Origin of the sequence: Clostridium luticellarii, assembly GCF_002995845.1 — a bacterium.
Taxonomy (GTDB): Bacteria; Bacillota; Clostridia; order Clostridiales; family Clostridiaceae; genus Clostridium_B; species Clostridium_B luticellarii.
In genome coordinates this window covers 1-11,429 of record NZ_PVXP01000085.1, presented here as the reverse complement: position 1 = coordinate 11,429, position 11,429 = coordinate 1, and the positions used below count along the sequence as shown (strand labels likewise).

Sequence of the window (11,429 nt, the reverse complement as noted above, 5' to 3'; positions counted from 1 at the left end):
GATATTCTTATATACTATTATATCACTTATAGCCATAATTTTTCATAGTAAAACTTAAACTATCTTTTCTCTATTCTATGTGAAAATGACAATTTAAGTAAAACAGGTGTTATAATTGTAGTTAAAATTACCACAATTAAAGTTGGAAGAAATATTTCTTCTGTAATTATTCTCTCCTGCAGACCTATGTTGGCAGTGATTATAGCCACTTCCCCTCTTGAAATCATACCTGTTCCAATTTGAAGCGATTCACTCCTGCTCATTTTAAGAAGCCTTGCAGCACCGCCGCAGCCTATTAATTTCCCTGCCACTGCTATGATAAACATAACCATGGTGATAAAAATCACTTCCAGATTAATCCCCTTTAGGTTTGCTTCAATTCCAACACTGGCAAAAAATATAAGTGATAAAAATCCTGATGAAATTGCCTTTATGTTTCTCTCCACATATTCCTTATGGGCAGATGATGAAAACATAAGACCGCATATATATGCACCGGTAATAGCTGCTATGCCCAAAACTTCAGCAATATATGCAACTAACAGGGCCGAAGCTATGGAAAAAGTAAGCAGTTCCCTGCCTGGTTTTATATGATTTTTGAATTTATTTATAAATTGAGGCAGATATACTACTCCCATTATAGCAAAAACACAAAATAAAATTATTTTTATAAATACAAATACAAGCGATAATATTTCCGCTTCTCCAGTACTTGATCCAGAGGTTTGTGCCACCGCAAGAACTACTGATATAAGCATAAGACCCAATATATCATCTATTACTGCTGCACCGAGAATATTTATACCGGTTTTCGTGTTAAGTTTTCCAAGTTCTTTAAGAGTTTCTACTGTAATACTCACGCTTGTAGCAGTTAAAATAACCCCTACAAATACATTCTCCAAAAAGTTGTCAAAAAATAGATATGCACTTAAGGTTCCAAGTACAAGTGGAAGTACTATGCCTGCTGCTCCAATTATGAATGAAGAAAGTCCCGACTTTTTAAATTCTTCCACATTGGTTTCAAGACCTGCTAAAAACATAAGCATAATTACACCAATATCTGCAAGGAGCTTAATATTATCATCATATTGTACAATATTCAATACAACCGGACCAAGTACTACACCTGCAATCAACGCTCCTAGAACTTCTGGCATTTTCAGCTTTCTGCTTATTATGCCCCCTATCTTTGTAAATATGAGAATCAACACAATATTAAGCAATATCTTTTCCATATATAATTCCTCCTCCCGGGCAAAAAAATAGAAAGCCCCTAAAAGGACTTTCCACCCTAAAAGTCATATTATCTTGAAATCAAATCATTTGATTCAACCGACATTAACTAGCTTAATCTATAGACACATCATTTTCATAATCATAACATATCTAAAAATATTACGCAATAATGTAACATATGTATTACATTATGCTTTTGTCAGCACATCTTAAGGCCTGTATTTTTACCTAGAAGTTTCGGCTTAATTTACTATACTGTTGTATACAGCTAATGCATCAGTAATATTATACTGCTGTGAATGGTGATCTCCTTTCGCACCAGCTGAAATCACAATATATTCTTGCCTGCCCACTTTAGCGAGACTGGCGAGACATAGACCGGCTTCATTGGTATATCCAGTTTTTCCTCCTAAAATTTCCCCATTAATAATGTTTTGATTGTTAAGTTCTTTAAACATGGTATTGTAGAAGGTTATACCATCAGGGTGCTTATTCGTAGGTTTAGTTAAATGATGGGATGAAGTAAAAATCTCCCTGAAAGTATCATTTTGCAAAGCATAACTTAGAAGAATAGCCAGATCCTTGACTGTTGTGTAATGATTTTCATTATGGAGCCCCGTCACATTTTCAAAATGAGTGCTATCCATATCAAGATCTGCTGCCTTTTGATTCATCTTCTTTACGAACCCCTGCTCCGAACCCGCAATTTGATCTGCAAGCCCGATACAAGACTCTGCACCGCTTGGAAGCAGTGCTCCATATAAAAGGTCAATAGCACTTACCTTCTCACCCGGCTGAAAACCTGCCATTGATGCATCTGCTCCGTACAGCCCCTGAAATGTAGAATTGGTAAGTCTTATTTCTTCATTGAAATTAGGTAAACTTTCTATCGCGACAATGACCGTCATAATTTTAGTCAAAGAAGCAGGATAGATTTTTTCTTCACTATTTTTTTGCATTAGGATAGCATGATCTTTTAAACAGATCAGAATCACATTGGGGCTGTTCAGCCTATTGGGAGATATAGAGACAGTTGAATCCGATTCTATCCTAAAGATATGTTTGCTTTCTGGGACAATAATGAATTTATAAACACTAATGGCAATGACAGCCATCAGTAGAAATGTTACAAATATGTATATTCCTGAGTTTTCCTTTTTTACTTTTTGTACCATATAAAACAGCTCCTTATTCTGTACTGATATTATTTAACCACAGAAAAAAGAGCTATGTTTGAATTCCATCTTATGAACTTCTTAAGATTTTCTTATGATGGTACCTGGGATTTCACTGTGATATACATCTCCTTTACTGCACTACTGCGTATTAACAGTTGTAAAAATGAGAATAAAACTTATTAAGGAGAAAATCGGCATATCTTAAGGTTTTATTAAGACATTCCTTTTTTAAATATGTTATTATAAACAAGTTAATTACAATGGAGGTGAATTTAATGTTTATTATTATAGTGTCGATTGCATGTTTTATTGGTATTTTGCCATTCTTGATTCCATACCATATACTACTGATCTCTCAAAGCAAAAAGGCTGGCTATAAACTGTCCATTGAACATATTATAATCGTATATATCTTTGTGTACTACCTTACTGCTGTACTAAGTTTTACTGGTATTCCTTCCATAAATAATATTGTTCACAACAGCTTTGGAATAATAACCCCAGGGGGGTTGAATCTTCCACCGGATGAGATTAATCTGATTCCATTTCGTTGGGTTACAGAAAATGTTCAACCATACATAGAAAATATATTGCTTTTTATACCTCTTGGATTTGCGCTTCCATGTATTTGGAAAAAGTATGAAGTGTTATGGAAAACAGCATTATTTGGTGTCACATTCTCTTTTATAATAGAATTGAGTCAGTTGTTCAATAGAAGAATAACGGATATTGATGATTTACTGATGAATACTTTCGGAGCATTCATCGGATGGATAATTTTCATGCTGCTGAAAGAACATTTATCAAAACTACAGGACAAGGTTTCTGTCCAAAGTACTGATATCGAAAAAATTCCTCTGCTTTTTCGTGAAGAGACATGTTTTTATATTGCCAGCGCATTCGCCGGTATGCTCTTTGTGTCTTACCCATTTTTAATACCTTTACTGCAATTTGTACTTAAAATTAGAGTTAATATATAAATTATATTAAGTAAAACCAGCGGCTTTCACTCTCGCTAAAGCGCGGTGCAAGCCGGGTTTCCTTTACTTTTGTGGAAGTACTACAGTAAAGACTGTCTTTTCTGTATAACTTTGCACGAAAATGTTTCCTCCATGTGCGTTTACAATTTCTTTGGCAATAGCCAGTCCAAGCCCGGCACCGCCTGTATTGGTAGAACGGGATGTGTCCAACCGAAAAAATTTCTCAAATATGGTTTCTAGTTTTTCTCGTGGGATAGGATTTCCCTGATTAGTAAAAGTTATAACAATATTTTTGTCCTGCTGCTCAGCAGAAATGTCAATGATGCTGTTTTCATAGCTATAGGCTATGGCGTTTTTCAGAATGTTATTGAACACACGGGCCAATTTATCTGCATCTCCCCACAAAGTGAAGCCGTCAGGCACATTGACGGACACCTGCTTTTTCTGTGGAGTCAGCATTGGATAGAATTCATCCGCCATCTGCTGGAGCATGAACAGCAAGTTGATTTTTCCTTTATTCAATGCAATAGTTTGAAGATTAAATCTTGTGATTTCAAAAAACTCATTTATAAGCTGTTCTAGTCGATAAGCTTTTTCCAGGGTGATACCCACATATTTTGCCTTTTGTTCAGGAGGCATATCAGGAGCTTCATCCAGAAGACTCAAGTAGCCTATAACGGAGGTCAGAGGCGTCTTTATATCATGAGCCAGATAAACTACCAGATCATTTTTGCGCTGTTCGGCATCAAGAGCAGCTTTCTTTTGCTTTTCCAGGTTGTTTTTTATCTGATTAAGCTTATTTTCCATAAAATCCAATTCTGGCGACAATGTAATCTCTTCATGGGATTCCTCAGCAAGTTTATCCATTTCGGTACTTATTTCATCAAAATATCTGGTAAACCAGGAAAGGGAAAATCGAAAAAGGACGGCTAAAAATATCAGAATTACAACAAAAAGGATCATTTCCATATTGTTGCGGATCACCAACTGATAGATTTCCTGTGCGTCCGAATTTTCAAAATGAAAAGCGTTGACTAAATATCGAACGATACGATTTCCGATCTGTCCGCGAAGGATATGGCGCAATAGATAAACAGTCACAGCAGCGGCAGCTGTAATCAGAATCATTTGAAAAAATACTTTTCCCTTTAATTTTGTATAATCATTCCTTCTTTTATCTCTCTTACCTTTCAATTTTATAGCCAACCCCCCATACCGTTTTGATATATTTAGGGTGCTCTGCGCTGTCGTGCATTTTTTCTCTTAGATGTCTGATATGAACCATTACAGTATTATTGCTGTTGATGAAATACTTGTCTCCCCATACCTCATGGAACAATTCTTCCGAACTCACCACCCATCCACGATTGGAGCAAAGGACCCAGAGAATTGAAAACTCTTTGGGAGTGAGAGATATCTTTTTTTCATTAAGCATACATTCATGAGTATTCATGTCCAATACCAGGCCGGAAAAGGCAATCAAGCGTTCTTCCTGGTTTTGCTCAGCAGAATTATATTTGGTAAATCTCCGGAGCTGTGCCTTGACACGGGCAACAAGCTCCAAAGGCCTAAATGGTTTTGTTATGTAATCATCTGCACCTAGTGTCAATCCGGTAATTTTATCGATTTCTTCTTCTTTAGCAGTCAGCATGATAAGAGGGAAATTATGATTTTCCCTAATTTTCCGGCAGAGAGTAAAACCATCAATATCCGGCAGCATGACATCAAGTATTGCAAGCTCTAACTGTTCCGACTCAACACACCGCAGTGCATCTTCACCGTTATAAAATTTGTATATTGTAAAACCTTCATTTTTTAAATAAACTTCTATTAAATCTGCTATGGACTGCTCATCGTCTACAACCAAAATATTGATATTCATAAGTCACTTTGTCCCTTCTTACTGATTAGATATTCATTATTATTATAGTACTGTAAAACAAATTGCAGCAGCAATTGAAAATAGGTAATTATAGTTTTTTACAAACATCTTCAGCCCATTTTTTAGCTTTTTCTACATTTTTTTTCGTATCATTTTTAAGAGGATTTTTGAATTCAATTTCACCTAAAAATTCATTTTCTCCAAGTTCACTTTTCATATTTTTAAAAGTTTTTCCATTGTTCCCACCATTGCAGCTAAATAGAGCTATTTTCTTGTGTTTTAAATTTGTCCTGGCAAAAAAACTTCTCATGGCAGGAGCAAAATTTCCGGCCCATACTGGTGTCCCAATAAACAAAACATCATAATTCTCGGATTTTATATTATAAGGCAGAAGTTCCGGTTTTTCCTTAATTATAGATTTCTTGCCGCCTATCAGATATCTCATCTTGCTGTTTGGATCTATATCCTTTTTGGGCTTTATCTCCAGCATATCACCTGATACAGCTTTTGAAACAGTTTCAGCTATCAGCTTTGTATTTCCTTCAAGGGAGTAGTATACAACGAGAATTTTATTTTTCATAACAAAATCTACCTCTTTTCCATTTATTAAAAATTCTTCTAACTACATATTATAATAAGTAGTTAAAAAAATCCATTTAAATGTAAAAAAAGGCCTTTATTAAAGACCTTTTTTAATATTGAACTATGAAATTATTTTTTTGAAAGTATTTTGTCCACTATCCCATAGTCCACAGCCTCCCCTGCAGACATAAAATAATCCCTTTCCATATCCTTCTCCACCTTTTCAAGCGGCTTGCCTGTTCTTTCGCTATATATTCGGCTTATTTTTTTCTTGGTTTCAATCAGCCACCTGGTGTGAATTTCTATATCCGTAGCCTGACCCTGCATTCCTCCATATACTGATGGCTGATGAATCAATATCTCACTGTTTGGAAGCGCATACCTTTTCCCCTTTGTACCTGCCGTCAGTAAAAAGGATGCCATACTGGCGGCCATGCCAATACATATAGTTGACACATCCGGCTTTATGTACTGCATTGTATCATATACCGCCATCCCTGCAGTAGTTGATCCTCCCGGGCTATTTATATAAAAATTGATATCTTCATCGGGATTCTCTGATTCGAGATACAAAAGCTGTGCTACAATGACACTTGCCGTTGCATCCGTCACCTCCTCATTTAACATTACTATCCTGTCTTTTAAAAGTCTGGAATATATATCATAGGAACGTTCTCCCGAATTCGTATGTTCAACAACAACTGGCACATAACTCATAAAATCCACTCCTTTACCGCATTTATGCCGCCATAAGGCCAATACCATTGTTTGGATTTTTCCTGAATTTTCTGGGAGGTGCTCCATAAAGCTTCTTGAATGCTTTTGTAAAAGATTCCTGTGAACTAAATTGATATTTCAATGATATATTCACAATTTTGTTATCCGTATCTACAAGTTCCTTTGCAGCTTCTTCAAGTCTCCTTCTTCTTATATATTCAGCTACAGATTCTCCTGTAGCAGCATGAAAGATTCTATGAAAATGAAACTTCGACAGAAACACTTTCCCTGCAATATCTTCAAGCCCTATTTTTTTATCCAGATTATCATTTATATACTCAATGGATTTTCTGATACAGTCACTATAATTCATCCAAATTCAACTCCTTCCTCTAAGTTTTCTATATTATATACCAGCCGCCAATGTAAATCCTGTCTTTTCTTGCTTCTCTATCATAAAAGCATTATCCTTGTTTTCCCGTACAATGCTAATTTATAAAATAGCATTTCCTTAATTTCCCTCCTGTAATATTCTCTTCTTTAAAAATATAAGAAAAACAGCTATACATGTACCTCCTAAAGCAAACACCGTTATTGACGAATACATATCAAAGTAATAGATTACCTTCTCCCAGGAATTTCCCATAAAAGCACCAATAGAGACCAACAGTACATTCCACACTGTACTTCCGATTGCAGTATAGAGTAAAAACAGGAAAAAGTTGATTTTAGCCATTCCGGCAGGAATGGAAATAAGGCTTCGTATTATAGGTATACATCGTCCGAATAGTATTGCCTTTTTACCATGTTTTTCAAACCATTTTACTGTCTTGCTTATATCACCTTTTTTAAAACCTAAAATTCCAAATAATTTTTTGTTCAACAATTTTTCCAGTCTTTCAGGGGTAAGTAAACATCCAATACCATATAGAGCCATTGCTCCTAAGATGGAACCTATTGTTGCAACGGCAGCGACACCAGCAATATTCATATTTGTGTATGTAGTCATAAAGCCCCCAAAAGACAATATAATTTCCGATGGAATAGGTGGAAAAATATTTTCCAAGGCAATTAATATACATATTCCTATATATCCAGCTTGATTAATAATTTCAATTATCATTTCCTGCATAACAATACCTTCTTTCATTTTTTCATTGTCTTTAAAATTATTTTGTTTGCAAAGTAATATATAAACATTAAAAAAGCAAATCCTATAGAATACATTAATGAAATCCATCCAACAGCAGAAAACCAAAAACCGGGCAGCACTACATCAATAATAAACATTATAGCGCTGAGCATAAGAGATACGATTGCATAACCAATTAGATAAATATGTGACGAAATCCAAAGATAATTGCTCTCTTTTGACAAGGAATTAAATTCTTCCACCTGAAACTGACTAATTGCATACTGTACAGCTTCTTTTTTTGATTTTCCATTACGCATCAAGTCTTCTACAAAATCATTTAAATATGTTTTTAGTTCATCTTTTTCTGCTTTATTCACTGATAATGTATTTACATAACTATCAACAGAATCTTTTCGTCTGTATATGGAGTTTATTTTAATATGTGAAACATAATTAATAATACTCCATATAAAGGCAATGGCCATAGAAGATCCGTACATAAGCCACAATGCAGCATTATTAGCTGTCGGATGCAAGGTATTGTAATAAAGAGAGCCTATCATTGCCAATGCGGACACTGCCAATAGAAACGAAAAATGAATACCCTTGAAATTAAAAATCTCATTTAATAACTTATTCATTGAATTATCCTCCTAAACAAATTTGTTTACAATTTGGACTGTTTTTTCCCAGTCATCTTTTAATTGTAATAGTCTTTCTCTTCCTTTCTTGTTTATCTTGAAATATTTTCGTTTACCGCCATTAGATTTGCTCCCAAAATAAGAATCAATAAACTCCTGCTTTTCAAGACGCTTTAAGGATAGATACATAGTAGCCTCTAGAATTTCAAATGTACCACTTGTTGTTCCTTTGATTATTCTAGAAATCTCATAACCATAGTTGTCTCCTTTTTCTAAAACACTTAATATAAGTATATCGATGGTGCCTTTCAACATTTCTTTGTTCAAACTATCACTTCCTTAGGGCTGTCTCATAATAATTTCTTTTTTAAAAATTACTAAATATTATTAAGTATTTAAAAGTATTGTATCATTAGTACTTAATATTGTAAAGTACTAATTTAAAAAAAGCCGACATGGAATTTTCCAACATCTTTGGTAAAGCCAACAGAAGGGTAATAATGATCAAAACATCCGAAGAAGTTATTCTTCTTCGGATGTTTTATGGTTATTTATATGTATATTCACTGCTATTGCAGACTGGATATTTACTTTTATCCCAGGTATGATCTCTTGATAGAAAATCATCTGTCACATTAAAATAATCGTGGGTTGGATGACTGCCTCCATCCTTATAGCTAGGATCATCAAAAGTAGAATCCAATTGATAACATTGTCCTCCTATTTTAACTATATTCCATGCATGATCCACAGTCTGTACGCCGTCTGACACAGTTCCCAATACCATCATGTTCTCGATTCCCACTGCTTTCAGAAGCCTGTACATTGCATCTGCATATCCCTGACATACAGCAGTACCATTTATCAATGCACCATAGGCATTATAAGTATCATCCGAGCTATCAGGAATATTTCCAGCCAGAACTCTCGGGTCATACTTGCAATTATTGACAAGATAATCATGAAGTGCCAGTTCCTTTTCATAATCGCTCATGTTGAAATTTGTAACTGAATTCACTATTTTAGTTATTTTTGCGTCTATTTTATTTTTCTTCTGAATGAGGTTTTCTTTAGAATCATGGTAACTAAATGTTAAAATTACATTTGCCGTATTTCCACTAGTCAATGCAGACAATTCTGTACCTTTATATTCAAAATTAAGATCTGGATTATATTTAAATATTTCATCCATAATTGCATTGAGATTATAAACGGATGATGAATAATTTTCTATAGTAACATTCAGGGAAGAGTCAAAATTGACCAATGCATTTTCTATTAAATCAGAAAATTGTTCTGGTGTTGTTACTACACTCCCGTTTGTCTTGTTAATTTCATATTGAACAGCCTGTAACCTGTTTAGTAAAGCAGTCTTGTCCGAACCATCTGTTAAGGCATCAACAAGTGTTTTCGCACTGTCTACATCTGACTGCAGCTTGCTGTTTTCTGCTTTAGCAACTGCATTTGTTGCACTTGCCAAATATTGTGAGTTATTTTGGGAACCATCTGATGAACCTGGATTTATACTGTTTATTATGGCATCAGGTACAACTCCTGTGCCCCCTATTATATAGATATTGGAGGTATTATACTTACCTGCATTTTTGTTTAAATAATCAATAGCATTATCAGTTGCCTCCGATCCATAGACATCAGTAAGTACAAGCGGTGCAGAGTATTTACCTGACAGAGTGGATGCTACTAGAGCATCTGCATACCCATCTCCTGAAGCATTTGCTATATAAAGCTTGTCAGCTTTTAAGTCACTGTTGAATTCTTTAAGCACAGAGAGATTAGTAGCAAATCTATCTGATCCACCGTCAATTCTCCTATCTGCTTTTAATTGATCATATACATCATTACTTATGGAATTGGCAGTTCCTATTACCGTTACAGCTGCATCCTTGGCAAAATACGCTGTATCTTTCATGGAATCGATATTATTGTTTGCAAGCAGCAATATTTCATCTTTAGCTGCCGCTACCGGTGCTGCAGAAAGTGCATCAGAGAACCCGGCTCCACTTACCACTAATATTTTATCCCTGCTTGCTCCAAGTTTGCTAACCAAATAATTGGCCACAACAAGATTAGTGGAATATCTATCTGAAGCACCAAGTCTTGTTACAGCATAATCAGATTTCAATCTATCTTCAATTGACCTTGATATTGAAGCTTCTCCTCCAATTATAAAGATATTTTTTGTTTTTAGAGTTTCAAGGGCTGTAATTACATTCAGATCAAGAGTCTCTGATCCTGTAAATAATATTGGAGCATTCAATTTTCTGGCTAAAACAGATGCACTTATTGAATCCGCATATCCTTCTCCTGAAACAAGTACAACATTCTCACTTCCATCTTTGAAACTGGAAGTAGCGGCCTGTGCTGCTGTTTCATACCTGTTTATTCCACCAATTCTCGTTACAGAGGATGCAGCTGCTTTGGTAGGCTCCACAATAAGAGTTGCAGCTATAATTAATGAGATAAGTCCGGCACTTGCAAACACATTTTTAATATTCATATTAAATCCTCCAAATTTCATGTATTTTAAAAATCAGCATAGATTATGTTAAAATTGCTTTCATCCCTTTATTACAATATAGTAATTAATTACGTACATGTCAAGAATATCCTTAAGAGTTGATAACATTTTCATCTAAATTTATGTTTATAATTATTTCTTTTAATAATAAGATAAATTATTGATATTACTATCATGCTCGGCAAGATGGCTCCAAATACAAAATTTATTTTAATGAATAAATAATACATGAACATACCAAAGATACACAGTATAAAAGCTAAAATATTGGGATTTGCATTTTTTGTGCTTCAATATTTTGCTTCATTATATAATAATCCGTCAATAATATGGCAAAGGATGGGGCAAATACAATACCTATGCTGTAGAAAAAGTTCTCATAGTTGTCTACATTATTTAACTTGCTTGCTACTTGTAGATTGTCAAGTAAATTTGACCCCTTTTTACGTTTAATTTTGACCCCCTAGAGTCTAAATTATATTTAGGCCAAAACCATCATATTTTAATTTTTTAGTATTAATTATTAATTGCTTAGATTC

At 34.6% G+C, this 11,429-nt stretch carries 12 protein-coding genes and 1 other annotated feature; of the genes, 1 reads left to right on the top strand and 11 read right to left on the bottom strand.

Annotation, left to right across the window (positions count from 1 at the left end):
- Positions 1-59: 59 nt before the first annotated feature.
- Positions 60-1,235, bottom strand: coding sequence for a cation:proton antiporter (locus tag CLLU_RS16560; protein WP_106010879.1), 1,176 nt, complete (start codon positions 1,233-1,235; stop codon positions 60-62).
- A 45-nt stretch (positions 1,236-1,280) separates the two neighbouring features.
- Positions 1,281-1,334 (bottom strand) — a sequence feature (sodium ion sensor (DUF1646 type); this cis-regulatory element may regulate processes involved in with the transportation of sodium ions).
- Positions 1,335-1,478: 144 nt separating this feature from the next.
- Positions 1,479-2,411 carry a D-alanyl-D-alanine carboxypeptidase family protein gene (locus CLLU_RS16555; protein WP_106010878.1) on the bottom strand — a complete coding sequence of 311 codons (933 nt, stop codon included), beginning with the start codon at positions 2,409-2,411 and terminating at the stop codon, positions 1,479-1,481.
- A 278-nt stretch (positions 2,412-2,689) separates the two neighbouring features.
- On the opposite strand from CLLU_RS16555, the gene CLLU_RS16550 reads away from it, so the two are divergent.
- Positions 2,690-3,394, top strand: coding sequence for a VanZ family protein (locus tag CLLU_RS16550; protein WP_106010877.1), 705 nt, complete (start codon positions 2,690-2,692; stop codon positions 3,392-3,394).
- A gap of 63 nt (positions 3,395-3,457) precedes the next feature.
- On the opposite strand, the gene vanS is transcribed toward CLLU_RS16550, so the two are convergent.
- From vanS to CLLU_RS16505, 9 genes are all read right to left on the bottom strand, one after another.
- A complete protein-coding gene (gene vanS / locus CLLU_RS16545) occupies positions 3,458-4,600 on the bottom strand; it encodes a vancomycin resistance histidine kinase VanS (RefSeq protein WP_420866709.1) in 1,143 nt (380 codons plus the stop codon).
- A complete protein-coding gene (gene vanR, locus CLLU_RS16540) occupies positions 4,578-5,276 on the bottom strand; it encodes a VanR-ABDEGLN family response regulator transcription factor (RefSeq protein WP_106010875.1) in 699 nt (232 codons plus the stop codon). The genes vanS and vanR overlap by 23 nt, the downstream gene beginning before the upstream one ends.
- A gap of 88 nt (positions 5,277-5,364) precedes the next feature.
- On the bottom strand, positions 5,365-5,856 hold the full coding sequence (locus tag CLLU_RS16535; RefSeq protein WP_106010874.1) for a flavodoxin family protein: 492 nt from the start codon (positions 5,854-5,856) through the stop codon (positions 5,365-5,367).
- A gap of 131 nt (positions 5,857-5,987) precedes the next feature.
- A complete protein-coding gene (locus CLLU_RS16530; RefSeq protein ID WP_106010873.1) occupies positions 5,988-6,575 on the bottom strand; it encodes an ATP-dependent Clp protease proteolytic subunit in 588 nt (195 codons plus the stop codon).
- A 22-nt stretch (positions 6,576-6,597) separates the two neighbouring features.
- Complete coding sequence (locus CLLU_RS16525) at positions 6,598-6,948, bottom strand: helix-turn-helix transcriptional regulator (RefSeq protein WP_106010872.1); 351 nt, start codon at positions 6,946-6,948, stop codon at positions 6,598-6,600.
- 138 nt (positions 6,949-7,086) lie between these two features.
- Positions 7,087-7,707 carry a DedA family protein gene (locus CLLU_RS16520; protein ID WP_106010871.1) on the bottom strand — a complete coding sequence of 207 codons (621 nt, stop codon included), beginning with the start codon at positions 7,705-7,707 and terminating at the stop codon, positions 7,087-7,089.
- Positions 7,708-7,721: 14 nt separating this feature from the next.
- A complete protein-coding gene (locus CLLU_RS16515) occupies positions 7,722-8,351 on the bottom strand; it encodes a hypothetical protein (RefSeq protein WP_106010870.1) in 630 nt (209 codons plus the stop codon).
- Positions 8,352-8,363: 12 nt separating this feature from the next.
- Positions 8,364-8,678, bottom strand: coding sequence for a PadR family transcriptional regulator (locus CLLU_RS16510; protein WP_106010869.1), 315 nt, complete (start codon positions 8,676-8,678; stop codon positions 8,364-8,366).
- Positions 8,679-8,898: 220 nt separating this feature from the next.
- Positions 8,899-10,869: a cell wall-binding repeat-containing protein gene (locus tag CLLU_RS16505; RefSeq protein ID WP_106010868.1), complete on the bottom strand. Its 1,971-nt coding sequence runs from the start codon at positions 10,867-10,869 to the stop codon at positions 8,899-8,901.
- Positions 10,870-11,429: the final 560 nt, after the last annotated feature.

Coding starts and splice junctions, on each gene's coding strand:
- CLLU_RS16505 (WP_106010868.1), bottom strand. CDS start 10,869: ATGAATATTAAAAATGTGTTTGCAAGTGCCGGACTTATCTCATTAATT.
- CLLU_RS16550 (WP_106010877.1), top strand. CDS start 2,690: ATGTTTATTATTATAGTGTCGATTGCATGTTTTATTGGTATTTTGCCA.
- CLLU_RS16535 (WP_106010874.1), bottom strand. CDS start 5,856: ATGAAAAATAAAATTCTCGTTGTATACTACTCCCTTGAAGGAAATACA.
- CLLU_RS16515 (WP_106010870.1), bottom strand. CDS start 8,351: ATGAATAAGTTATTAAATGAGATTTTTAATTTCAAGGGTATTCATTTT.
- CLLU_RS16560 (WP_106010879.1), bottom strand. CDS start 1,235: ATGGAAAAGATATTGCTTAATATTGTGTTGATTCTCATATTTACAAAG.
- vanR (WP_106010875.1), bottom strand. CDS start 5,276: ATGAATATCAATATTTTGGTTGTAGACGATGAGCAGTCCATAGCAGAT.
- CLLU_RS16530 (WP_106010873.1), bottom strand. CDS start 6,575: ATGAGTTATGTGCCAGTTGTTGTTGAACATACGAATTCGGGAGAACGT.
- CLLU_RS16525 (WP_106010872.1), bottom strand. CDS start 6,948: ATGAATTATAGTGACTGTATCAGAAAATCCATTGAGTATATAAATGAT.
- CLLU_RS16520 (WP_106010871.1), bottom strand. CDS start 7,707: ATGCAGGAAATGATAATTGAAATTATTAATCAAGCTGGATATATAGGA.
- CLLU_RS16555 (WP_106010878.1), bottom strand. CDS start 2,411: ATGGTACAAAAAGTAAAAAAGGAAAACTCAGGAATATACATATTTGTA.